Source organism: Staphylococcus sp. MZ3, from assembly GCF_018622755.1.
GTDB classification, from domain to species: domain Bacteria; phylum Bacillota; class Bacilli; order Staphylococcales; family Staphylococcaceae; genus Staphylococcus; species Staphylococcus aureus.
The window spans coordinates 1,504,867-1,529,796 of the sequence record NZ_CP076026.1 but is presented as its reverse complement, the minus strand read 5'-3'; the positions used below and the strand labels follow the sequence as shown (position 1 = coordinate 1,529,796).

Below are 24,930 nucleotides of genomic sequence, written 5' to 3'. Positions count from 1 at the left end.
GAAAGAAAGGATGGGCAAGCGAATGAAGATAGGTATAACATGTTACCCGTCCATGGGTGGTTCTGGAATTATTGCCACAGAATTAGGAATTAAATTAGCAGAGCGAGGTCACGAAGTACATTTTATCACTTCAAATATCCCATTTAGAATAAGAAAACCATTACCGAATATGATTTTTCATCAAGTTGAAGTGAATCAATATGCAGTATTTCAATATCCACCGTATGATATTACGTTAAGTACTAAAATCGCTGAAGTTATTAAAGAATATGATCTTGATTTGTTGCATATGCACTATGCTGTACCTCATGCAATTTGTGGGATTTTAGCTCGTGAGATGTCAGGTAAAGATATAAAGATTATGACAACGTTACACGGTACTGATATTACTGTTTTGGGCTATGATCATTCACTCCAAGGTGCAATTAAATTTGGCATTGAAAAAAGTGATATTGTGACAAGTGTGAGTAAATCTTTAGCGCAAGAAACACATGAAATTATTGAAACTAACAAAGAGATTATACCGATTTATAATTTTGTACGTGAAAATGAGTTTCCAACTAAACATAACACAGCATTAAAATCACAATTTGGTATAGCACCAGATGAAAAAGTGTTAATACATGTATCGAATTTTAGACAAGTAAAACGCATAGATACTATTATAGAAACATTTGCAAAAGTACGTGAAAAGATACCTAGTAAATTAATTTTACTTGGTGATGGTCCTGAATTAGTGCCAATGCGTCAATTGACGAAAGAGTTAAACGTAGAAGAGGATGTTTTATTTTTAGGGAAACAAGATTGCGTAAGTGAATTTTATCAATTATCTGACTTAGTATTATTATTAAGTGAAAAAGAAAGCTTTGGACTAACTTTACTTGAGGCTATGAAAACAGGCGTCGTTCCAATTGGTTCAAATGCCGGTGGAATTAAAGAGGTTATTAAACATGGTGAAACTGGATTTGTTGTAGATGTGGGTGATTGTGATTCAGCGAGTGACTATGCTATCCGATTACTTGAAGATAAGGCGTTATACAACAAACTTCAGAAAAACATGCTAGCAGATATTGCTGAACGTTTTGGATCAGAACTCATTACAGATCAATATGAGTATTATTATCAAAAAATGCTAAATGAGCATAACAAAAGTAAAGGCGAGTAATAATATGGATAAATCATTATTTGAACAGGCAAGGCCTATATTAGAACAAATTCAAGACAATGGTTTTGAAGCATATTATGTAGGTGGCTCTGTAAGAGATTATGTCATGGGAAGAAATATTCATGATATAGATATCACAACAAGTGCAACGCCAGATGAAATAGAATCTATCTTTAGTCATACGATACCTGTAGGTAAAGAACATGGCACGATAAATGTAGTTTTTAATGATGAAAATTATGAAGTGACAACATTCCGGGCTGAAGAAGATTATGTCGATCACCGTAGACCAAGTGGTGTTACATTTGTTCGGGATTTATACGAAGATTTGCAACGAAGAGATTTCACGATGAATGCGATAGCAATGGATACAACATACAAATTGTATGATTATTTTGATGGTCAACAAGATATTAATAATCGAATAATAAGAACTGTAGGTATAGCTGAGGAACGATTCCAAGAAGATGCTTTACGTATGATTCGATGTTTAAGATTCCAGTCACAATTATCATTTGATATTGCAACGGAAACATTCGAAGCGATGCGTACACAAATGGCAGATATTAAATTTTTATCAATTGAGCGTATAGTGATTGAACTAACTAAATTAATGCGAGGTATTAATGTTGAAAAGAGTTTTAATCATTTAAAATCGCTGAAAGCATTTAATTATATGCCATATTTCGAACATCTTGATATGAATCAAATTAATGTGACTGAAGCAATTGATTTAGAATTGTTGATTGCTATAGCATCAGTTAAATTTGATATTAATTACTCATTGAAGCCTTTAAAGCTAAGTAACCGACAAGTAAAAGATATCAATCAATATATTCAAATTATGAATGCATTACCAAGTATTATTACAAAAGAACAATTAAAAATGTTTGTTTATGATTATGATACGAATCTCATTAAAAATGTAATGGTTGCAGCAGACGTGTTAAAGGCAAATGATATTCAAGGACATGAACCATTAATCGTTAACCTTCAAACGATTAATGAAACATTACATCGTTTACCTATGCATAATAGAAAAGACATGATGGTTAATGGCGGTGTACTTATGGCACATTTAAATGCCAAAAGTGGTCCGTGGTTAAAAGATGTACTAAGACAAATTGAGATAGCGATTGTAACAGGTAAAGTAAGCAACGAAGAAACTGAAATTTTGAAATGGGTGGATAATCATGTCAAAATATAGTCAAGATGTACTTCAATTACTCTATAAAAATAAACCGAATTATATATCTGGACAAAGCATTGCGGAATCACTTAATATTTCACGCACTGCAGTAAAAAAGGTGATTGACCAATTAAAGTTAGAGGGATGTAAAATTGATTCAGTAAATCATAAAGGGCATTTATTACAACAACTCCCAGATATTTGGTATCAGGGTATAATAGACCAATATACAAAAAGTTCTGCTTTGTTTGATTTTAGTGAAGTATACGATTCAATAGATTCTACACAACTTGCTGCGAAAAAGTCACTTGTTGGAAATCAATCTTCATTTTTTATCTTGAGTGATGAACAAACTAAAGGTCGTGGGCGATTTAATAGACATTGGAGTTCTTCAAAAGGGCAAGGACTTTGGATGTCTGTCGTGTTAAGACCTAACGTTGCATTCTCAATGATATCTAAATTTAATTTATTTATTGCATTAGGGATAAGAGATGCGATTCAACATTTTAGTCAAGATGAAGTCAAAGTGAAATGGCCGAATGATATATATATTGATAATGGTAAAGTGTGTGGTTTCTTAACTGAAATGGTTGCTAATAATGATGGTATAGAAGCAATAATATGTGGTATAGGTATTAATTTGACGCAACAACTAGAAGACTTTGATGAAAGTATTAGACATAGAGCAACAAGTATACAATTACATGATAAAAATAAATTAGATAGATATCAATTTTTAGAAATATTACTTGAAGAAATTGAAAAAAGATATAATCAATTTTTAACGTTACCTTTTTCTGAAATTCGTGAAGAATATATTGCAGCTTCTAATATTTGGAATAGAACGTTGCTATTTACAGAAAATGATAAACAGTTTAAAGGACAAGCAATTGATTTAGATTACGATGGCTATCTAATTGTTAGAGATGAAGCGGGTGAATCACACCGTTTAATTAGTGCAGATATAGATTTTTAACACTAAAGCAAGGAGAGATAGCTATGGGTATGGCAACCTATGCCGTTGTGGATTTGGAAACAACAGGCAACCAATTAGATTTTGACGATATCATTCAAATTGGTATAACGTTTGTGCGCAATAACCAAATTATTGATACATATCATTCTATGATTAGAACAAATTTAGAGATTCCGCCGTTCATTCAAGCGTTAACATCCATTGAAGAAAATATGCTACAACAAGCGCCATATTTTAATCAAGTTGCACAAGAAATCTACGATAAGATAAAAGATTGCATTTTTGTCGCTCATAATGTAGATTTTGATTTAAATTTTATTAAAAAGGCATTTAAAGATTGTAATATTCAATATCGTCCCAAAAAAGTTATAGATACACTAGAAATCTTTAAAATAGCTTTTCCTACAGATAAAAGTTATCAATTAAGTGAATTAGCAGAGGCACATGGTATTACCTTAGCAAATGCCCATCGAGCTGACGAAGATGCCGCTACTACTGCTAAATTGATGATATTAGCTTTTGAAAAATTTGAAAAGTTACCGTTAGATACTTTGAAGCAATTATATTATTTAAGTAAACAGTTGAAATACGATTTGTATGATATTTTCTTTGAGATGGTTAGGCAATATGATGCAAAGCCATTGGATAAATCGTACGAAAAGTTCGAACAGATTATCTATCGTAAGCAAGTTGATTTTAAAAAGCCGACAACAAATTATAATGGCAGCTTGAAGTCTTTATATAGCAAAGCTGTAGATCAACTTGGCTTAACATATCGACCGCAACAATTATATTTAGCGGAAACTATATTAGATCAGCTCATGCATAGTGAAAAAGCAATGATTGAAGCATCACTAGGCAGTGGTAAATCATTAGCATATTTACTTGCGGCCTTGATGTATAATATTGAAACTGGGAAGCATGTCATGATTTCTACCAATACTAAATTACTGCAAAGTCAATTGTTAGAAAAAGATATTCCAGCAATGAATGAAGCGTTAAATTTTAAAATTAATGCACTATTGATTAAAAGTAAAAGTGATTACATTTCATTGGGACTTATTAGTCAAATTTTAAAAGATGACACAAGTAATTACGAAGTGAATATCTTGAAAATGCAATTGTTGATTTGGATTACAGAGACGCCGTCCGGAGATATACAGGAATTAAATTTAAAAGGTGGTCAAAAGATGTATTTTGACCAGAAAATTGAAACATATGTACCGGCACGTCACGATGTTCATTATTATAATTTTATTAAGCGAAATGCACAGAACATTCAAATTGGTATTACAAATCATGCACATTTAATTCATTCTGATGTTGAAAATTCAATATATCAATTGTTTGATGATTGTATAGTGGATGAAGCACATCGCTTACCAGACTATGCCTTAAATCAAGTGACAAATGAGTTGAGTTATGCTGATATTAAATATCAGCTTGGTTTGATTGGTAAAAACGAAAATGAAAAATTGTTAAAGGCAATCGATCAACTGGAAAAGCAGCGAATTTTGGAAAAATTAGATATTGCACCAATTGATATTTTTGGCTTGAAGGCTAGTATGAATGAGATTCATGAGTTAAATGAGCAATTGTTCTCGACGATATTTACGATTATCAATGATTCTGATGTTTATGATGATGATATTCATCGCTTCCATAATGTATTTACTTTTGAAACAAAAGACATTTTGAAGGATTTACATGCAATTATCGATAAGTTAAATAAAACGCTAGAAATATTCAATGGCATTAGTCATAAAACAGTTAAATCATTACGGAAACAGTTGTTGTATTTAAAAGATAAATTTAAAAATATCGAACAAAGTTTAAAAGCTGGACATACTAGTTTCATTTCGATTAAAAATTTATCTCAAAAATCAACAATACGTTTATATGTGAAAGATTACGCTGTAAAAGATGTATTAACGAAACAAGTATTGGAAAAATTTAAATCACTCATTTTTATATCTGGTACTTTAAAATTTAATCATTCGTTTGAAGCTTTTAAACAGTTATTCAACAAAGATGTTCACTTTAATACATTTGAAGTTAACACGTCGTTACAAAGTGCAAAAAATACAAGTGTATTTATACCGAGTGATGTAGCATCTTATCAATATAAAAATATAGATGAGTATGTAGCATCGATTGTAAGCTATATTATTGAATATACGACTATAACGTCATCAAAATGTTTAGTCTTATTTACGAGTTATAAAATGATGCATATGGTACAAGATATGCTAAATGAATTGCCAGAATTTGAAGATTATGTTGTATTAACACAACAGCAGAACCAAAATTATAAAATAGTACAACAGTTTAATAATTTTGATAAGGCCGTACTGCTTGGTACGTCAACATTTTTTGAAGGCTTTGATTTTCAAGCAAATGGTATTAAATGTGTGATGATAGCGAAGTTACCGTTTATGAACAAGCATAATGCAAAATATTGGCTTATGGATTCTGAATTCACTTCAACTTTCAAGGAATATGTATTACCTGATGCAGTTACACGTTTTAGACAAGGACTTGGAAGATTAATTAGAAATGAAAATGATCGCGGCATAATAGTTTCATTTGATGATCGACTCATAAACAGTAATTATAAAAACTTTTTTGAACAAACACTTGAAAATTATCGTCAGAAAAAAGGCGACATTCAACAGTTTGGAAAATTATTAAGACAAATTCAAAAAAAGAAAAAGTGAAATACAAAGTAAAATTCTTGTGACATGACATGTGCTATGTTCTGTTACAAGAATTTTTGTTTGGTCGTCAAAATTTGAGTTTTATAATTAAACTTGAATGTTAGCACAAAAAACAACCTTCATACTAATAATATTGAGGCTTTATTATATATTTTGTCTGAAACTGATGATTGTATTGTCTTAATATGAATTAATGTTCAAATCTGTGCTTAAATCATTACCATTTACACGTTATCTTTTAGTCTAGTTCTAGAACTTGAAAGCGGATTTTGTTAAAATGAATGAGTATTGTATAACGAAAAAATAAATAGGAGAATGGTTATGAAAACAACGATTAAACAAGCGAAAGATCATTTAAACCAAGACGTTACAATTGGTGCTTGGCTAACAAATAAACGTTCAAGTGGTAAAATCGCCTTTTTACAATTACGTGATGGAACAGGCTTTATGCAAGGCGTAGTAGTTAAATCAGAAGTTGATGAAGAGGTATTCAAACTTGCGAAAGAAATTACTCAAGAATCATCTCTATACGTTACAGGCACAATTACAGAAGATAATCGTTCTGACTTAGGATACGAAATGCAAGTGAAATCAATTGAAGTTATTTCAGAAGCGCATGACTATCCGATTACACCTAAAAATCATGGTACAGAATTCTTAATGGATCACCGTCATTTATGGTTACGTTCTAAAAAACAACATGCTGTAATGAAAATTAGAAATGAAGTTATTCGTGCAACGTATGAATTTTTCAACAAAGATGGATTTACAAAGGTTGATCCACCAATTTTGACAGCAAGTGCGCCAGAAGGTACAAGTGAATTATTCCATACTAAATACTTTGATCAAGATGCGTTTTTATCTCAAAGTGGTCAGTTATACTTAGAAGCTGCAGCTATGGCACACGGAAAAGTATTTTCATTTGGTCCAACTTTCAGAGCTGAAAAATCAAAAACACGTAGACACTTGATCGAGTTCTGGATGATTGAAGGGGAAATGGCTTTCACAAATCATGCTGAAAGTTTAGAAATTCAAGAACAATATGTAACACATGTTGTAAAATCAGTTTTAGAAAATTGTAAACTAGAGTTGAAAATTTTAGAGCGTGATACATCAAAACTTGAAAAAGTTGCGACACCATTCCCTAGAATTTCATATGATGATGCAATTGAATTCTTAAAAGCAGAAGGCTTTGATGATATTGAATGGGGCGAAGATTTTGGTGCGCCACATGAAACAGCCATTGCTAATCATTATGATTTACCGGTGTTTATTACTAATTATCCAACTAAAATTAAGCCTTTCTATATGCAACCAAATCCTGAAAATGAAGAAACTGTATTATGTGCAGACTTAATTGCACCTGAAGGATACGGTGAAATTATTGGTGGATCTGAACGTGTGGATGACTTAGAATTGTTAGAACAACGCGTTAAAGAACATGGATTAGACGAAGAAGCATATAGTTACTACTTAGACTTACGTCGTTATGGTAGTGTGCCACACTGTGGATTTGGTTTAGGTTTAGAGCGTACAGTAGCATGGATTTCTGGTGTTGAACACGTTCGTGAAACTGCGCCATTCCCAAGATTATTAAACCGTTTATATCCATAAGTTTTAGGATCGTTACTTAAAATTTATATTATGATAATAAAAAGAATCGTCCAGCCTATATTAATAGCTGGGCGATTTATGCTTGGAAAATGAAGATTGATAACGGCTTATATTAATCATGAACAAACTTTTGTTTAGTAACTAGATTTGGAAAATAAATAGCTCATCTGATTATACATAAAGTTCATTGTTAAAAACTAGGTTTAAAAAATTACTGTTATTTAAAATTTGTTTGCTACTAGTTAAATATATTAAGCATTTTAGTCGAAAATTAAAGAAAATGATTTATACTATTAAGTAATGGTTAAATTTAAAAGGGGGCACGAACATGGATAAATATCAATTAAAAGCAAGACCTGTAGTGATACGAAGAGAATTATTAGACCATTACAGTGACTTAGGTTTAGATGAGCAAGATTTAGTCATTTTGCTTAAATTGATTTATGCTTCCGAAACATCAAATAAACAGCCTTCAATTGAATTACTTCAGAAGGGCTCAACTATGCAACCACGAGATATTACAATGGTTATTCAAAATTTGATACAACGTGAATTGCTAGAATTACAAGTTCAAAAAGATGAAGAAGGTAGATTTACCGAATATATGAATCTAGATCCTTTTTTCGAAAAATTAAGTCATATATTGAAGCAACAAAGTATGGAAACGAAAGAGCAAAATAGTAAAGAAAAATTTAAACAATTATTTAGAGTTTTAGAGGATACATTTGCAAGGCCGTTATCTCCATATGAAATAGAAACGTTAAATCAATGGATTGATGTTGATAAACACGATAGTGAAATTATACAAGCGGCATTAGACGAGGCGAATAGTTTGAATAAACTTAGCTTTAAATATATGGATCGTATTTTACTTAATTGGAAGAAAAACAATGTCAAAACAATTGACGATTCTAGAAAAATAAGAGAAAAATTTAATAAACCGAAAATGACGCACACAGTTAAAACGGTACCTAAATTTGATTGGTTAAACGGGGAGAACCTTGATGGTAAGTAAGAAAAAAGCATTAGAAATGATTGATGTTATAGCAAATATGTTTCCGGATGCAGAATGTGAATTAAAACATGATAATCCGTTCGAATTAACTATTGCTGTATTATTGTCAGCGCAATGTACAGACGTTCTAGTAAATAGAGTAACAACTGAGCTGTTTAAAAAATACAAAACGCCTGAAGATTATTTGGCAGTCAGTGATGAAGAACTTATGAATGATATTCGTTCTATCGGTTTGTATCGTAACAAAGCTAAGAATATTAAGAAACTTTGTCAATCTTTGATTGATCAATTTAATGGAGAAATACCACAAACACATAAGGAATTAGAAAGTTTAGCAGGTGTAGGACGTAAAACTGCTAATGTAGTCATGAGTGTAGCATTTGATGAACCTTCATTAGCTGTTGATACGCATGTAGAACGTGTTTCTAAACGCTTAGGTATTAATCGTTGGAAAGATAATGTGAGACAGGTAGAAGACCGTTTATGTTCTGTCATACCTAGAGATAGATGGAATAGGAGCCATCATCAACTCATTTTCTTTGGAAGATACCACTGTTTAGCCCGAAAACCTAAATGCGATATTTGTCCACTATTAGAAGATTGTAGAGAAGGACAAAAACGTTATAAAGCTAGTTTGAAAGAAGCGTGATAACATGACAAATATTACAAAAGAGGTATTTGATAATTTAGAACAAGAGATTGATGTATTTGCCAAAAATAAGACATTAGGTTCTAGTGAAGCAAAGCCCTACTTGGATGAATACCATAGTAAAATTATTGATTATTTTAAGCAGGTTAATGACATAACTGGCAATATTGATTTTGATAAATTAAATCAATATCCTGTTGTGCCAATGAATTTTAAAGAAAGATATGATTATATGATTGAACGTAAATATCATTTTATGGGCTATCGACAAATGAAGACCTTTAAAACTGAATTGATTAAAATGAATGCTAGTTATCAAACAAGGTTAAAGAATAAGCAGGTATAGACAAGATTGATCATTTCCTAATGTTGAAAATATATAAAACTAATTCATGCACACATATTTGTATTTATGTTAGGTGTCGTGTCATTACAACGTCTTAATATAAAAACTGTCCATCTACATCATAATGGATATCTTGAGGTATGCTTTAAGATATCTATTTCGAATCGTAGGTGGATTTCTTATATTTATGATTGTGAAAATATGTTGCAAACATCTTGATATTTCACTGATTAACGTAAACAGGGAATTGATAAACATATCAATTTAAAACAGCGTCTAAGATGACTATGAGAAAATATAATCATAATTTTAAAAATGGGAACAACCACTTATTCAAATTCAATAATTTTACATAGCTAAAGATGTGAATATGAAAAACTATTTAGATGTTTCAAAATGTATGTGAATGACTGATTTTAAGGTTTCTACTAATATAGCAATAGCGTATGAATACTTATAAAAAAAGCAGGAAGTTTTACCTTCCCACCATAAAAGATGAAGAACCTAAAAAATCCTCAGCTACGCCATAAATATGGTATAACTGAGGATTTTATGTTGTGTGGATTAGTTGAATATACCTGTTAATCCACCGCTGTTTCTAGATTGTTGAGATCTAGTATTGTTATTTGATTGTGCAGTACCACTGCTGTTTGCTGATGTGTCACTACCACCGTGTGTACTACGATTTGTAGTGTTGTTATCTTGACTACCAGAAACATTGATTGATGGGATACTACCACTTACTGAGCTAGGACGTTTAAAGTCTTCGCCATCTCTAGATGAAATTTTTGACATCACATTTTCATATAAGAACTGTGGATATTCTTGTTGGCTATGTCCCACAAATGAGTTTTCACCATATTGTTTAACTTTACTGAAGCCCATCCACACTGACATAGTGTATTGAGGTGTAAAGCCGTTAATCCACACGTCTTTCGCTGCATTATCAGGTAAATTATATTGTGAATAAGTTTCAGCACCGTAAGTACCAGTACCTGTCTTAGCACCCATATTTACTCCAGATACACCATGGCCATATGCAGAACCATATGGTTTAAATGTACCTTTTAGCATCTCAGCTAACATGTATGCAGTGTAATCACTCATCGCTTTATGGCTAGTATGATCGTATTCGATTGTTTCACCATCACGAGTAACTACTTTTTGAATTGAATGCGCGTTGTTATAAGTACCACCGTTAGCGATTGCAGCAAATGCTGATGCTAATTGTGTTGGTGAGAATTCTGAAGCAGAACCACCAAGTACTTCAGATGGACCAATATCGCCTTCGTAGTTTAAGCCAAGTTTGGCAGCGAATTTCTTAGGTGCATCATTACCAGCATTTTGCTTAACTGATTGCCAAGCTTTTAAAGCTGGTATATTGAAACTTTGTCGTAAAGCATCATAAATAGATACAGTACCGTGACTCTTCGTATCATAGTTTCTAAATGTAGAACCATCAACTTGATATGAAGATTCATCTTGAATCGCATGGTTTGTTGCCCATTTCATATTTTCAATGGCAGGTCCATACGCTAAGAAAGGTTTTAAAGATGAACCAGTAGGGTGAGGATCTGTTGCTTGGTTTCTGTTAACGACGTCTTTGAAATCACGTCCACCAGATATAGCAACTAAACCACCAGTTTTACTATCAAGAATCGTTGCACCAACTTGTTGGTCTTTATTCTTGTAGAAGCTACCATTATCAACATCATTTTGTAATGTTTTTTGAACATCTTTATCCATGTTTGTATAAATTTTAATACCACTTTGTAATACATTACCTAAATTTTCATCTTTGAATGCTTTATTATTCATTAATTCAGATTTTACAAAGTTAACGTATGAATTATACTCAGAATCTTGATTTGTATCAATGTTTTGACGTTCTTCAGCAGTACGATTTACTAAGTTCGCTTTTAAATCGATTTTCTTAGCATCTTCCCACTGTTTATCTGTAATGCGTTTATGATAATGCATTAAGTATAAAACAGTGTTTTTACGATCTTCAGCAGCTTTTGGATGATCATAAATATTATAGTTGTTTGGAACCTGAGGTAAACCGGCTAAATAAGCTTCTTCCGCTAAGTTTAAATCTTTTAAATCTTTATTAAAGTAATACTTAGCAGCAGCTTTAATACCTGTTACGCCATCAGAATAGTAAATTTTATTTAGATATACTTGGAAGATATCATCTTTACTATACTCTTGTTCTAAACGATATGATAAGTATGCTTCTTGAGCTTTACGTCCAATAGATTTATGTTGTGATAAAAATGCATCTTTAACAACTTGTTGTGTTAATGTTGAGGCACCTTCAGAACCAAATCCACCAGTCAAGTTCTTACCAATTGCACCGAATAAACGTTTATAATCAAGTGCGCCATGTTCGTAGAAACGATTGTCTTCAGTTGCAAGTACTGCGTCTTTCATTGATTTCGGCACGTCTTTTAAATTTACATGCTCATGTCTTTGGCCATTATCTAATGTTTTAACAAGTTCTCCGTTCTTGTCATATATCTTTGCAGGAATCGGATCTTGTAATTTAGCTTCGGTAAAAGCAGGTGCTTTCCAAGCATAATAAGCAAACAATAAGATACCTAGTAAAAGAACAACGAAAAATGCAATAATCATGAAGCCAATAATCTTAATAATCGTTCTCTTCACATTTCTATTCTTTTTTGAGTTGGATTTCCCACCATTATTACCATTTTTCTTAGGCTGAGAAGATCCTTTGTTTTCCGTCATACGCGGTCCTCACTTTCATCTAATATCAACTTATCAACTGCTTTTAGATAGTCTAATCTTGGTTGATACTGATAAGGAATATGGTAACCATTTTTTCGTATTTCATCAACTGTTATAGACTTTTTAATATTATCTTTATATCTCTTCCAAAATACTTCGAATTTTGAATAGGGTAAAAGATAAACTTCATCTAGCGTTTTAAAACGAATCATTAAAAACACAATACCTTTTTGTTGATATGCATTTTTCATATGTTCGACTTGATGGTCATGAATATTATTTAAAGGAAAGGACGTCTTGTTTTTAGTTTCCTTTGCTTCAAAATCAATATAATAACCTTGATAAACGCCGTTGTAATCAGTTGTTGAAGGTGTACGAAAATAAGCTTCGTTAATCACAGCTTTACTCCGCTTAGGATAGTTGACATTAACTATTTGTACTGGCGTAGGCTTTTTGTGAATAACTGCAATGTCGCTTTTAAGATAAAACGTATTTGAATGTTCGATATCTTTTTCAAGTGACATACCACGTCCACCATACTCAATATTACTAAAGGCAGCGGTCTTTTTCCCTCCGTCTATAGCACTATTTTTACGATATGGTTTACCATTTGGATAATTCATAAATTTCACCACACAAGTTTGGTAGTAAACGTTGTTTATTATACACAACATTATAGTGAAACACCAAACTTAAATTAGTATAAATGCGAAAGACACAATACACCAAAGCTTATTTTAACGTGATTTCAGCATTAACACAATAATATTATAATACATTTACCGTTAATGTTGGAATTTTACACACAATTTTAATTAATTGAAAAGTTTTGCTTATAAAAATGAATACTCATTACAATATTTTTGAATTTTGTTATAAAAGTCAAATCATGATCAGTAATTTTTATTTTTGAGGCAAGTACAAGTATGTGTTGTTAATCAGCAGAGGTGTATTTGATTTAAATGATTTTATTAGATTAAAAGTATTTTCATCGTATAACAACATACACGATAAAATTTTGTATTTATATAGGAAGTTTTTAGATTTACTTGATTTAACAGATAACACATTTGAAAAAATAGTTAAATCAAATTATATAGAGTGTTAAAACATGACGAATACAGTATATTGTGATAAATTAAAAAATGTAGGAGGCGTCCTCATGAATGATGTAGTCGAATCACTAATTTATGAAGTTAACAACATGCAACAAAATTTTGAAAATGTGAAATCACAACAACAAGATCATGATTTTTACCAAACTGTAAAGCCATATACTGAACATATTGATAGCATGCTCAATGAGATCAAATTACATCGTGAATTTATTATAGAAGTACCTTATATGAATTCAAGGAAATTTGAGCTACTGATTGCTAACATTGAACAACTTTCTGTCGAATGTCATTTTAAGCGAACAAGTCGAAAGTTATTTATAGAAAAGCTTAAAAGTGTTCAATATGATTTACAAAATATATTAGATGGCGTAACAAAAGAGGGTACTCATGGTTAAAACAGTTTATGTAACAGGTTACAAATCATTCGAATTAAACATTTTTAAAGATGACGCACCTGAAGTACATTATTTAAAACAATTTATAAAACATAAAATTGAACAACTGTTGGATGAAGGATTAGAATGGGTGTTAATACAAGGGCAAATGGGTATAGAATTATGGACTGCAGAAGTTGTTATTGAATTACAACGAACATATGATTCGTTAAAGTTTGCTGTAATTACACCGTTCCAAGGACATACAGAAAAGTGGAATGAACATAATCAAAGTAAGTATGCCAACATAATTAAGCATGCAGATTATGTTGATAGTATTTTTCATACGTCGTATCAGGGTCCTTTTCAATTTAAACAAGCAGATCAATTTATGCTTGAACATTCGGATCAAACATTGCTCATTTATGATGAGGAACAAGAGGCAAGTCCTAAGTTCTTCAAGCAGATGTTAGTTGATTTTATGGATAAAACAAACTATACTTGTGATATTGTGACGTTCGATGAATTAACAGCATTCATCAATGACTTACAGTGGTCTGAAGATCAAAGTTTCTAATGAGGTGGAAAAAATGTCAGATGTTTCATTGAAATTATCAGCAAAAGATATTTATGAAAAAGATTTTGAAAAAACGATGGCTCGTGGCTATAGAAGAGAAGAAGTAGATGCATTTTTAGATGACATTATTGCTGATTATCAAAAAATGGCCGATATGAATAATGAAGTTGTAAAATTATCAGAAGAGAATCATAAACTTAAAAAAGAATTAGAAGAATTAAGACTACGTGTAGCAACATCAAGACCTCAGGACAATAAAAGTTTTTCTTCGAATAATACAACAACAAATACATCTTCAAATAATGTAGATATTTTAAAACGTATTTCAAACTTAGAAAAAGCTGTATTTGGTAAATAATTACTAAATACAAAAGTTTAACTGTCTTACTAATAATGACTATGTTATAATTTTAAAAGTGATATTTTGGGTAATCGCTATATTATATAGAGGAAAGTCCATGCTCACACAGTCTGAGATGATTGTAGTGTTCGTGCTTGATGAAACAATAAATCAAGGCATTAATTTGACGGCAATGAAATATCCTAAGTCTTTCGATATGGATAGAGTAATTTGAAAGTGCCACAGTGACGTAGCTTTTATAGAAATATAAAAGGTGGAACGCGGTAAACCCCTCGAGTGAGCAATCCAAATTTGGTAGGAGCACTTGTTTAACGGAATTCAACGTATAAACGAGACACACTTCGCGAAATGAAGTGGTGTAGACAGATGGTTATCACCTGAGTACCAGTGTGACTAGTGCACGTGATGAGTACGATGGAACAGAACATGGCTTATAGAAATATCACTACTAGTTTAGCTCTCCTAGATGATGGAGAGCTTTTTTCATGAAAAGAACACTTAAAATTAACGCCTTGTCTTGATATAATGACACTGCCTTGTTTTAAAATAGTAAGCGGATGCGTTAATGTATCAGCGATTAAATTTGTTGGAAATGTATAAAAAACACAAGCTAAGAATAAAATACCTGTATAAAAGGAGAATCATATATGTTTCAATTACTTGCAGTTTGTCCGATGGGATTAGAAGCTGTTGTTGCTAGGGAAATTCAAGAATTAGGCTATGAAACAAATGTTGAAAATGGTCGTATATTTTTTGAAGGAGACGCAAGTGCAATTGTAAAGGCAAATTTATGGTTGCGCACAGCAGACCGAATCAAAATTGTTGTTGGACGTTTTAACGCAACAACGTTTGACGAATTATTCGAACAAACCAAAGCGCTCCCTTGGGAATCTATAATTGATAAAGAAGGTAACTTCCCAGTTCAAGGTAGAAGCGTTAAATCAACACTACATAGTGTGCCAGATTGTCAGGCGATAACTAAGAAAGCTATTGTTGAACGATTACGTCGCGCATATAACGAAAAAGGTTGGTTAAATGAATCAGGTGCCAAATACCCTGTTGAAGTTGCCATTTTAAAAGATAATGTATTATTGACTATAGACACATCAGGTTCTGGTTTGAACAGACGTGGATATAGATTAGCACAAGGTGAAGCACCAATTAAAGAAACGTTGGCAGCAAGTTTAATCCGTCTTGCAAACTGGAAAGGTGATACACCTTTAATTGATCCATTTTGCGGTTCGGGTACAATAGCTATAGAAGCTTGTTTAATTGCTCAAAATATCGCACCTGGTTTTAATCGCGAGTTCGTATCAGAGCAATGGAACATCATGCCAGCAAATATTTATGATGATTACCGTGATGAAGTGGATAAGATGGCTGATTATGATAAAGAAATCGAAGTATATGCTTCTGATATTGATCCAGAAATGGTAGAGATTGCTAAGCGTAACGCTGAAGAAGTTGGGTTGTCTGATATTATTAAATTTAGTGTAAAAGATGTCAATACATTAACAATTGATACAGAAGAACCGGTGGCGTTAATTGGAAATCCTCCATATGGTGAACGTATTGGTGATCGTGAAGAAGTTGAAGAAATGTACCGTTATATTGGTAAACTAATGAAACAACATCCATTTTTATCTACATACATTTTAACAAGTAATAAAGAATTTGAATATTTAGTAGATCGTAAAGCAACAAAGCGACGTAAGTTATTTAATGGATATATAGAATGTACTTATTATCAATACTGGGGTAAAAAGACAGAACGTAAAACTATTGAAAACTAAAGTGTTTCTAATGCGTGACTAAAATTAGTAATAATTAAGTTCTCATGATAATAGGTATTTTTGAAAAATGGAGGAGTCTATAAATGGGTAAAAAAATGGGTCTAGGTTTATCTATTGCATTGATTGTTATTGGTATTGCCGTTGTATGTTTAATGATTTTTTCTAGTCAAAAAACGACTTATTTTGGTTATATGAATAGTAATACAAATGCAGAAAAAGTTGTCAGTGAAAAAGATGGATTAGTCAAACATAATATCAAAGTAGAACCATCTAATGATTTCAAGCCGAAAAAAGGAGACTTTGTAAAATTAGTTTCTAAAGATGATGGGAAGACATTTTATAAACAAGAGATTGTTAAACATGATGACGTCCCACACGGTTTAATGATGAAAATTCACGACATGCATATGAATTAATAAAAAAGCATCTATAACGTAATTTTGAAGAAGTAGAGTTATCTTCTTATGCGTTTTAGATGCTTTTTTATCTTCAAATTCAAAAAATCTGACAGATAAAAAGTAAAAACTTTCCATCAGTACGATTTATTATAGAACCCGTTTTAAGTAATTAGAGAGACGAGAATCATTTTGTAAATTTCGTCAGTTCAAAACTTTAAGTGCATTATTGTTTAGCACGACGATCTTTAATATATAATATTAATTCAATTATAAATACAAGGATAAGTGATAATCCAAATAATGGCATTAATAATCCTAATACAATTAAACATATTATGAGTGATATAGATGCTGGTTTTTTTACGCGATGTGGTACTTTTACTGCAGTATTTTTTGTACGCTTTATCCAAGAGACAAACCCCATGCCAATGGCTACTAATAAAGCGATACATACAAATAAATTAATGATTTTATTTAAAATGCCGAATAAATGACCTTCGTGAAGCGGAATGCCCCATGTAAACCATTTAGCAATAATACCGTAGTCATCATATTTAATCGTACCTAGCTTTTTACCGCTATATTGATCGAAATAAAGTGTTTGTTCCTTGTAAGGTGATACATCTAGCCCAGTAACACCTGAATTACTAGTATTAGATACAATAAAGGCACCATTTTTATCACTTGGATATACGATTGAAAACGGCTTTTTAATACCAGATTTTTGCGCCTGTTCAACGACCTTATCAATAGATATTTGATAATCTAATTTGGTTTGAGGCATTGCTGCATTACCATGATGACCACTTGAACCTTTTTCGGATGAAGCTGGCTGTTTATTTTTACGTGTAGCCCAAGGTAATTCGTTCAAATCTGATTTAGGTGGATTAATCGCTAATTCACCTTGACCAAGGTCACCGTTTGTGTCCATCATACCGGCAATTTTACTGCCCATAAAACCAGACCATGGCAATCCAGTTAAAACTAATACAAATACTGGAATTGCAATGATAACTCCAATCATTGCGTGCCACTTTTGCCAACGAAGTGCCTTACTTTTGTTAGAAATTAAATGCTTCTTAATGAGTAAATAAGTACCAGATAAAATCATGAATATCGTCCAACATGCGGTTAACTCTACTAAATAATTAATAATAGTATTTTCAGTAAACAAAGAACTATGTATACTTCGCATCACATTAGAATACGTATGTTTCGCATTTTGATCTGCAACAAATTGATTGTTATGATCTAGAAAGACGTAACGTTGATTTCCTACCATATCACTCAGTGTAATTCGTTTGTTATATGGTTCATCAAGTATGCTAACTTTACTTACAAAGAATCCTTCATATTGTTGTTCAACTTGATGTACTGCATCATTTAATGTTTGATGCGTTTTTACATCACTGTCACCAAAAAACTCATTCTTATAAATATTATTTTCAACTTCTGGAAAGAACAAGTAACCAATGCCCGAAATGGTTAAAGTGATTAACAGTGGAGCAATAAATATTGCTGCATAGAAATGTAATCTTTGTAATGGATTAAATGTATTTTTCATATTTCCCTCCCAATTGGCTATTATACGGTGTCAATTCTGTGACGTGTGTGAACAAACTGTGACAATATTTATTTTCTAGAAAAATTTAACGATGATTTGTGATTTTTAGAAATATGAACTTTTAAGTTGGAATGTTTGAAGAAAATTGATTATTCGTATGTTTTATCAAGCAGCTATGATAAAATTTAAACATAATACAATGCGAGCCATTTAACGATCTATGTTTAAATGGACATCGATATTGTATGAATTCGTTTTAACAAGCAAGCATTTCTATGTGAACGAACCAAAGGGGAAAGTAACATGATTAATAAAGAACAATTAGATCTTTTATATAAATTAAAAAAAGAAGTTGAAAAGTCGCGAAATGAAGCACTTTTACATACAATTAACCAAGTAATTAAGAAAGTATATTTGCAGCAATATACATGTTCGTTCGTTGGACATTTTTCTGCAGGTAAATCGACACTGATAAATTTATTAATTGAACAAGATATCTTACCAAGTTCACCTGTACCAACGACAAGTAATACTGCTATTGTGTCAGTTTCAGACAATCACGATATTATTGCTAATTTGCCGAATCAAACGTATGCCAAATTATCTAATTATGATGAAGTAAGGGAAATGAATCGCCAAAATGTCGACGTTGAATCTGTAGAAATTAATTTTCAATCAGCTAAATTTGAAAATGGGTTTACGTTGCAAGATACACCAGGTGTTGATTCAAATGTTGCATCACATCAGTCAATAACAGAACAATATATGTATACAAGTAATATGATATTTTATACGGTTGACTATAACCACGTTCAATCTGAACTTAACTTTAAGTTTATGAAGCATATAAATGATGTTGGAATACCTGTTGTGTTTATCATTAATCAAATTGACAAGCATCAAGACGATGAATTGTCATTCTCTACGTTTAAATCACGAGTTGAAAAATCAATTGCAGATTGGGGCATTAAATTAGAACGCACCTTTTATGTATCTAAATTTGATCACCCTGAAAATGAACTTGAAGTATTATCAAGTTATCTAATTTCATTAGATCAACATAGAGGGACAATAGAGGATTATACATCAAGAACGGTTGAATACATTACCGAAGCTCAGCTAGATTACATTCAGTCTGAAATTCAGGAAGTACTAGAAGATTTAGGTATCGAAGAAGCGGAGTTTGAACAAGCATTTTTAAATAGTCAACAACATCAAGCAATTAGTGAAGAGGCACAACTTTTAAATAATCCAGATGAATTAATGGCATTTTTAAAGAATAAGCGTAAAAATATTTTAGAAAATGCATACATTATGCCGCATAATATGAGAGAAATGTTACGAAGTTATTTGGAAAGTATGTCTCAAGACTTTAATGTTGGTGGGTTTTTTAATAAAAAGAAGAAAAAGCTACAAATTCAACAACAGCGATTATTAACAGCGACAGATGCGTTACAAGAACATGTTAATCAACAAATTCGTCAACCAATGCGAGAAGATATGTCATTTGTAACGCGTTTTATCAATAAAAAAGAAGCTTCAGATAAAGTATTAAATCAGCATTATGACGTTAAGCCGGAAATGATTGAAGATTTATATCAACCACAAACATCAATCAGCAATACTTATGTACTTACATTTTCAGACGAAGTGGTTAAAGCCATTAAGAAATATGTTGAACAACAATCAACACCAATTTTTAAAGAAATAATAGAAAATGTGCAGGCAGATGAATTACCAACAGAAGAAAGTGATGATTTAAAAGAATATCAACGTTATACAGAATTAAATGAGCTGCGTCAGTCATTGACGACTAAGAATTATCGTCACTACTATATTCATTTAGATGAATCTCTAGATAAATTAATAGGTCGACAAGAGACAACATATCAAGTGGCTACTGATAATGCTCAGGATAATCGTGATAATCAGCAGCTAAATCAAAATACAGCTACAACAAATATGTCTATAGATATTCAAAAAGCGCTTGATATAATTTCGGATGTGCCTTTGTTCAAGCGTACAAAGCAAGATATCCACGAAACATTAACACGTATAGATAATAAATTAATAAAAATAGGTGTATTTGGAACATTTAGTGCGGGTAAAAGTAGTTTGATAAATGCATTATTAGGCGAGCATATTTTAGTGAGTTCTCCAAATCCTACTACAGCAGCTACTACAGAAATATCTTATGGAGACGAGAGTTATATAACGCTAAAATCACAATCGCAATTATTAGATGAAATTAATGCAGTAGTTGAATACCAAGATATATCTTTTTCAACTATAGAAGAATTTATTAATTGGGATTTAGAAAAGTTAAAATCACATTTAAATAAAAATCAACTCGCTTTTATTCAGGCAGTTGAAAAACATTATAAATTGTATGTCAATATGTTGGAAAATGGAGAAAAACATGCCATTAATCAACAGGAATTGAAAAAGTGGAGTGCAGAAGATGAATATGCAACATTTGTTAAGACAGTACACATTGCATTAATGCATGATTGGTTAAAAGGTAAAATAATTGTTGATTCATTAGGGCTACACTCAAATAACCAAAGGCATACAAATGAAACCGAACAAATTTTAACTTCTTCAGACTTAATATTGTATGTAAGTTATTTTAATCATTCATTTACTGATAATGACAAAGCGTTTATAGAACACATGAAAGATATGAACCAGTTGAATGAAAACCAAGCATTTAAAATGGTAATTAATGCTGCTGATTTAGCAGAAAGTCAAGATGATCTTGAAGCAGTTGAAACATATGTATCAGATGCATTAAGACAAGTACACTTACAATCAGACATTTTTGCTGTATCAAGTCGAAATGCATTGCAAGCTGAAGATAAGGGCATTGATCAATTAAAACAAAGCATACAACAATTTGTTGATGTTGAATCTAAATCAATTTTAGAACAACAAATGATTCATCAGCTTCAACAAATGGATCGTTCTTATGTAGAGATGATTACAGAATTTGAAACAAATAAAGCTGATATTTCACGTCGCCAACAAAGGTTAACAGATTATAAAGATAAACAGCGTTTACAACATCAATTAATTGATGCGACGCTACAACATACAGACAACGAAGTTGAAGAACAAGTTTATCATTTAAATGCACGTTTAAAATTACAACTACTTGACGATGTTAAATCAGTGTTTAATTCTCAAATGACGCAAAATAGTGATTTTAATGAAGAAAAGAAAGTGTCTACGAAAGTATACTTAGATCAAATTCATCAACGATTGTTTTTAGAGCAATCTTTAATTACAGAACGTATAAAAAAATACTTTAATAAGCAACTCATTGAGCAAATTGCACCAATCGTTCAACAATTAGCAGATTTACATGTCATTGTTAATCCTCAGTTTAACTTTGAATCAGCTAATATAGAGCAACCATTATTGCACATCGATTTCAATGATATGCTAAATGCATTGCCTAAACAATTAACAAAACGTAAAATTTTGAATCCAAATGGGCAAAGAGATATACATGAATCAATTTGTCAAAGTACGTTAGGATTATTACAACCACAAATGGGATTATTGAGGCAACAGCTTGAATTATATGTAAAGCAAATGGCTGTAGAAGCTGAATCGCAATTTGAAAGTTTTGAAGCTAATATTCAAACGCAAATAAACGATTTATTAGCATTTGATTTAGATACAACACTTATCAATCAATTGAAAGATAAACATCAACAACTGAAAACTATTTTATATTAAGAAAGAAGGAACGTTTTAAATGCCTAATAAAATATTACTTGTAGATGGTATGGCGCTATTATTTAGACATTTCTATGCTACAAGTCTTCATAAACAATTTATGTACAATTCACAAGGTGTACCTACAAATGGAATACAAGGATTTGTGCGTCATATCTTTTCGGCAATACATGAAATACGCCCTACACATGTAGCTGTATGTTGGGATATGGGACAATCAACTTTTAGAAATGATATGTTTGATGGTTATAAGCAAAATCGTTCTGCACCACCAGAAGAATTGATACCACAATTTGATTATGTTAAAGAAATTTCAGAGCAATTTGGCTTTGTAAATATTGGCGTTAAAAACTATGAAGCGGATGATGTTATAGGTACATTAGCACAACAATATTCAACTGATAACGATGTCTATATTATTACGGGCGACAAAGATTTACTGCAATGTATTAATGACAATGTTGAAGTTTGGCTAATTAAAAAAGGTTTTAACATTTATAATAGATATACATTACATCGTTTTAACAAAGAATATGCCCTTGAACCACAACAACTAATCGATATTAAAGCGTTTATGGGTGATACAGCAGATGGATATGCGGGTGTTAAAGGTATTGGAGAGAAAACGGCTATTAAGTTAATTCAGCAATATCAAAGCGTTGAAAATGTGGTTGAAAACATTGATGCATTATCAGCTGGTCAACGTAATAAGATAAATGACAATTTAGATGAACTATATTTATCGAAGCGACTTGCTGAAATTCACACACAAGTACCAATTGATAGTGAATCGCTTTTTGAGAAAATGTCATTTGCAACAACACTTAATCATATTTTATCAATTTGTAACGAACATGAATTACATGTTTCAGGAAAATATATTTCATCCCATTTTTAAAAAAGTATAAAATTTTATGAAAAATTAAACCAATTAAGTATAAAAAGACTATTTCTATCGATACAAGGTAGAAATAGTCTTTTTGCGTATTTGGATATGTCAGAGTGAATAAATAAGCCGAATTTTGATAGATACATATTTGATTAATCAATAGAGTTTACAGAATTATATTTCATCCAAATAAATTACCATACACTACAAAATAGTACAGTTACAACTTTATTAATCTAAAAAACATATTTGATTAATTAGTTTTTGAGTCAATGTATTAATACAACTATAAATCAAATGGAGTATAAGAAATAAATATAGTGGTATAATTGCACATAATATTTAAGAATAAGAATAATATATTAAATATTTATTAACAAATTATAGATAAAATATGAATAATTAATTAATGGTATTTACATATTCATAACCAAAGGATAAAATAATTGTGAAATTATTCACAAATGAAAGAGGAGTGTTGCAAATGTTAGTTGCAGTAGTCAAAGAATTAAAACAAGGTGAAGGACGTGTAGCTTGCACACCCGAAAATGTGCGTAAGTTAACGGATGCAGGACATAAAGTAATTGTTGAAAAAAATGCTGGCATTGGTTCAGGATTTTCTAACGATATGTATGAAAAAGAAGGCGCTAAGATCGTAACTCATGAACAAGCATGGGAAGCTGATCTTGTTATCAAAGTAAAAGAACCTCATGAAAGCGAATATCAATATTTCAAAAAGAATCAAATTATCTGGGGATTTTTACATTTAGCATCTTCAAAAGAAATAGTAGAAAAAATGCAAGAAGTTGGTGTAACTGCGATTAGTGGTGAAACCATTATAAAAAATGGAAAAGCAGAATTATTAGCGCCAATGAGTGCTATAGCAGGTCAACGCTCAGCAATTATGGGAGCTTACTACTCTGAAGCACAACATGGTGGTCAAGGTACTTTAGTGACTGGTGTACATGAAAATGTGGATATACCTGGTAGTACATATGTGATTTTCGGTGGTGGAGTAGCAGCAACAAATGCAGCAAATGTTGCCTTGGGACTAAATGCTAAAGTAATCATTATCGAGTTAAACGATGACCGCATTAAATATCTTGAAGATATGTATTCAGAAAAAGATGTCACAGTAGTCAAATCAACACCAGAAAATTTAGCAGAACAAATTAAAAAAGCAGATGTATTTATTTCTACAATTTTAATTCCTGGTGCGAAACCGCCAAAATTGGTTACTCGTGAGATGGTTAAATCAATGAAAAAAGGTTCAGTATTAATCGATATAGCTATTGACCAAGGTGGAACTATTGAAACAATTAGACCAACTACAATTTCTGATCCAGTGTATGAAGAAGAAGGTGTGATTCATTATGGTGTACCAAACCAACCAGGAGCAGTCCCAAGAACTTCAACAATGGCATTAGCACAAGGAAATATTGATTATATATTAGAAATTTGTGACAAAGGCTTAGAACAAGCAATTAAAGATAATGAAGCCTTAAGTACTGGTGTAAACATTTACCAAGGACAAGTGACAAATCAAGGATTAGCTTCATCACATGACCTAGATTATAAAGAAATATTAAATGTTATCGAATAGATAATAATTTAAATGAAATTGAGTGAAATGAATATTTTAAATATAGCATTATAGTTTGGACTAAAAATTTATAAAACGGAAGGATGTAAT

The 24,930-nt window shown here is 31.5% G+C and carries 20 protein-coding genes and 1 other RNA gene; 18 read left to right on the top strand and 3 right to left on the bottom strand.

The window, feature by feature from the left end; all coding sequences use genetic code 11:
• Positions 1 to 22: 22 nt before the first annotated feature.
• The 8 genes from bshA (at position 23) to KI230_RS07240 (ending at position 9,671) form a co-directional block, all read left to right on the top strand.
• Positions 23 to 1,165, top strand: coding sequence for an N-acetyl-alpha-D-glucosaminyl L-malate synthase BshA (gene bshA, locus KI230_RS07275; RefSeq protein WP_000690025.1), 1,143 nt, complete (start codon positions 23 to 25; stop codon positions 1,163 to 1,165).
• 4 nt (positions 1,166 to 1,169) lie between these two features.
• Positions 1,170 to 2,372: a CCA tRNA nucleotidyltransferase gene (locus KI230_RS07270; RefSeq protein WP_045177480.1), complete on the top strand. Its 1,203-nt coding sequence runs from the start codon at positions 1,170 to 1,172 to the stop codon at positions 2,370 to 2,372.
• Positions 2,359 to 3,330, top strand: a complete 972-nt coding sequence (locus KI230_RS07265; RefSeq protein WP_000049914.1) for a biotin--[acetyl-CoA-carboxylase] ligase — start codon at positions 2,359 to 2,361, stop codon at positions 3,328 to 3,330. The genes KI230_RS07270 and KI230_RS07265 overlap by 14 nt, the downstream gene beginning before the upstream one ends.
• Positions 3,331 to 3,353: 23 nt before the next feature.
• Positions 3,354 to 6,047: an ATP-dependent DNA helicase DinG gene (locus KI230_RS07260; RefSeq protein ID WP_001837941.1), complete on the top strand. Its 2,694-nt coding sequence runs from the start codon at positions 3,354 to 3,356 to the stop codon at positions 6,045 to 6,047.
• A gap of 321 nt (positions 6,048 to 6,368) precedes the next feature.
• Complete coding sequence (gene asnS / locus KI230_RS07255; protein WP_000858789.1) at positions 6,369 to 7,661, top strand: asparagine--tRNA ligase; 1,293 nt, start codon at positions 6,369 to 6,371, stop codon at positions 7,659 to 7,661.
• Positions 7,662 to 7,989: 328 nt separating this feature from the next.
• Positions 7,990 to 8,676: a DnaD domain-containing protein gene (locus KI230_RS07250; protein WP_045177479.1), complete on the top strand. Its 687-nt coding sequence runs from the start codon at positions 7,990 to 7,992 to the stop codon at positions 8,674 to 8,676.
• Positions 8,666 to 9,325, top strand: coding sequence for an endonuclease III (gene nth, locus KI230_RS07245; protein ID WP_000253765.1), 660 nt, complete (start codon positions 8,666 to 8,668; stop codon positions 9,323 to 9,325). Before KI230_RS07250 ends, nth begins: the two co-directional genes overlap by 11 nt.
• A 4-nt stretch (positions 9,326 to 9,329) precedes the next feature.
• Positions 9,330 to 9,671 carry a YpoC family protein gene (locus tag KI230_RS07240; protein WP_000182026.1) on the top strand — a complete coding sequence of 114 codons (342 nt, stop codon included), beginning with the start codon at positions 9,330 to 9,332 and terminating at the stop codon, positions 9,669 to 9,671.
• Positions 9,672 to 10,235: 564 nt separating this feature from the next.
• Here KI230_RS07240 and KI230_RS07235 read toward each other — a convergent pair.
• On the bottom strand, positions 10,236 to 12,419 hold the full coding sequence (locus KI230_RS07235) for a transglycosylase domain-containing protein (protein ID WP_000138343.1): 2,184 nt from the start codon (positions 12,417 to 12,419) through the stop codon (positions 10,236 to 10,238).
• Complete coding sequence (gene recU / locus KI230_RS07230; RefSeq protein WP_001108889.1) at positions 12,416 to 13,042, bottom strand: Holliday junction resolvase RecU; 627 nt, start codon at positions 13,040 to 13,042, stop codon at positions 12,416 to 12,418. Before recU ends, KI230_RS07235 begins: the two co-directional genes overlap by 4 nt.
• Positions 13,043 to 13,347: 305 nt before the next feature.
• Between recU and KI230_RS07225 the strand changes: the two genes are divergently transcribed.
• From KI230_RS07225 to KI230_RS07195, 7 genes are all read left to right on the top strand, one after another.
• Positions 13,348 to 13,527 carry a hypothetical protein gene (locus tag KI230_RS07225; RefSeq protein ID WP_001788819.1) on the top strand — a complete coding sequence of 60 codons (180 nt, stop codon included), beginning with the start codon at positions 13,348 to 13,350 and terminating at the stop codon, positions 13,525 to 13,527.
• Positions 13,528 to 13,581: 54 nt separating this feature from the next.
• Positions 13,582 to 13,932, top strand: a complete 351-nt coding sequence (locus KI230_RS07220; protein ID WP_001000805.1) for a YppE family protein — start codon at positions 13,582 to 13,584, stop codon at positions 13,930 to 13,932.
• A complete protein-coding gene (locus KI230_RS07215; protein WP_000241308.1) occupies positions 13,925 to 14,488 on the top strand; it encodes an SLOG family protein in 564 nt (187 codons plus the stop codon). The genes KI230_RS07220 and KI230_RS07215 overlap by 8 nt, the downstream gene beginning before the upstream one ends.
• 13 nt (positions 14,489 to 14,501) lie before the next feature.
• A complete protein-coding gene (gene gpsB / locus KI230_RS07210) occupies positions 14,502 to 14,846 on the top strand; it encodes a cell division regulator GpsB (protein WP_001286320.1) in 345 nt (114 codons plus the stop codon).
• 62 nt (positions 14,847 to 14,908) lie between these two features.
• Positions 14,909 to 15,288: RNase P RNA component class B (gene rnpB / locus KI230_RS07205), an RNA gene on the top strand.
• A 208-nt stretch (positions 15,289 to 15,496) separates the two neighbouring features.
• Positions 15,497 to 16,642 carry a THUMP domain-containing class I SAM-dependent RNA methyltransferase gene (locus KI230_RS07200; protein ID WP_214958244.1) on the top strand — a complete coding sequence of 382 codons (1,146 nt, stop codon included), beginning with the start codon at positions 15,497 to 15,499 and terminating at the stop codon, positions 16,640 to 16,642.
• Positions 16,643 to 16,725: 83 nt separating this feature from the next.
• Positions 16,726 to 17,058, top strand: a complete 333-nt coding sequence (locus KI230_RS07195) for a DUF4889 domain-containing protein (protein WP_000516795.1) — start codon at positions 16,726 to 16,728, stop codon at positions 17,056 to 17,058.
• Between the two features lie 205 nt (positions 17,059 to 17,263).
• On the opposite strand, the gene KI230_RS07190 is transcribed toward KI230_RS07195, so the two are convergent.
• Positions 17,264 to 18,604: a PepSY-associated TM helix domain-containing protein gene (locus KI230_RS07190; protein ID WP_000798991.1), complete on the bottom strand. Its 1,341-nt coding sequence runs from the start codon at positions 18,602 to 18,604 to the stop codon at positions 17,264 to 17,266.
• Positions 18,605 to 18,907: 303 nt separating this feature from the next.
• Here KI230_RS07190 and KI230_RS07185 point away from each other — a divergent pair, with 303 nt between their 5' ends.
• From KI230_RS07185 to ald, 3 genes are all read left to right on the top strand, one after another.
• Positions 18,908 to 22,348: a dynamin family protein gene (locus KI230_RS07185; RefSeq protein WP_045177471.1), complete on the top strand. Its 3,441-nt coding sequence runs from the start codon at positions 18,908 to 18,910 to the stop codon at positions 22,346 to 22,348.
• 19 nt (positions 22,349 to 22,367) lie between these two features.
• Entirely contained in the window at positions 22,368 to 23,246 is an 879-nt protein-coding gene (locus KI230_RS07180) for a 5'-3' exonuclease (protein ID WP_001133025.1), read from the top strand.
• A 475-nt stretch (positions 23,247 to 23,721) separates the two neighbouring features.
• A complete protein-coding gene (ald, locus tag KI230_RS07175) occupies positions 23,722 to 24,840 on the top strand; it encodes an alanine dehydrogenase (protein ID WP_045173285.1) in 1,119 nt (372 codons plus the stop codon).
• Positions 24,841 to 24,930 lie beyond the last annotated feature (90 nt).

Excerpts from the sequence above, each read along its gene's own strand:
- bshA (WP_000690025.1), top strand. The coding sequence starts at position 23 with ATGAAGATAGGTATAACATGTTACCCGTCCATGGGTGGTTCTGGAATT.
- gpsB (WP_001286320.1), top strand. The coding sequence starts at position 14,502 with ATGTCAGATGTTTCATTGAAATTATCAGCAAAAGATATTTATGAAAAA.
- KI230_RS07180 (WP_001133025.1), top strand. The coding sequence starts at position 22,368 with ATGCCTAATAAAATATTACTTGTAGATGGTATGGCGCTATTATTTAGA.
- KI230_RS07195 (WP_000516795.1), top strand. The coding sequence starts at position 16,726 with ATGGGTAAAAAAATGGGTCTAGGTTTATCTATTGCATTGATTGTTATT.
- asnS (WP_000858789.1), top strand. The coding sequence starts at position 6,369 with ATGAAAACAACGATTAAACAAGCGAAAGATCATTTAAACCAAGACGTT.
- KI230_RS07200 (WP_214958244.1), top strand. The coding sequence starts at position 15,497 with ATGTTTCAATTACTTGCAGTTTGTCCGATGGGATTAGAAGCTGTTGTT.
- KI230_RS07260 (WP_001837941.1), top strand. The coding sequence starts at position 3,354 with ATGGGTATGGCAACCTATGCCGTTGTGGATTTGGAAACAACAGGCAAC.
- KI230_RS07265 (WP_000049914.1), top strand. The coding sequence starts at position 2,359 with ATGTCAAAATATAGTCAAGATGTACTTCAATTACTCTATAAAAATAAA.
- KI230_RS07270 (WP_045177480.1), top strand. The coding sequence starts at position 1,170 with ATGGATAAATCATTATTTGAACAGGCAAGGCCTATATTAGAACAAATT.
- recU (WP_001108889.1), bottom strand. The coding sequence starts at position 13,042 with ATGAATTATCCAAATGGTAAACCATATCGTAAAAATAGTGCTATAGAC.
- KI230_RS07185 (WP_045177471.1), top strand. The coding sequence starts at position 18,908 with ATGATTAATAAAGAACAATTAGATCTTTTATATAAATTAAAAAAAGAA.
- nth (WP_000253765.1), top strand. The coding sequence starts at position 8,666 with ATGGTAAGTAAGAAAAAAGCATTAGAAATGATTGATGTTATAGCAAAT.
- KI230_RS07220 (WP_001000805.1), top strand. The coding sequence starts at position 13,582 with ATGAATGATGTAGTCGAATCACTAATTTATGAAGTTAACAACATGCAA.
- KI230_RS07215 (WP_000241308.1), top strand. The coding sequence starts at position 13,925 with ATGGTTAAAACAGTTTATGTAACAGGTTACAAATCATTCGAATTAAAC.
- KI230_RS07190 (WP_000798991.1), bottom strand. The coding sequence starts at position 18,604 with ATGAAAAATACATTTAATCCATTACAAAGATTACATTTCTATGCAGCA.
- ald (WP_045173285.1), top strand. The coding sequence starts at position 23,722 with ATGTTAGTTGCAGTAGTCAAAGAATTAAAACAAGGTGAAGGACGTGTA.
- KI230_RS07235 (WP_000138343.1), bottom strand. The coding sequence starts at position 12,419 with ATGACGGAAAACAAAGGATCTTCTCAGCCTAAGAAAAATGGTAATAAT.
- KI230_RS07250 (WP_045177479.1), top strand. The coding sequence starts at position 7,990 with ATGGATAAATATCAATTAAAAGCAAGACCTGTAGTGATACGAAGAGAA.
- KI230_RS07240 (WP_000182026.1), top strand. The coding sequence starts at position 9,330 with ATGACAAATATTACAAAAGAGGTATTTGATAATTTAGAACAAGAGATT.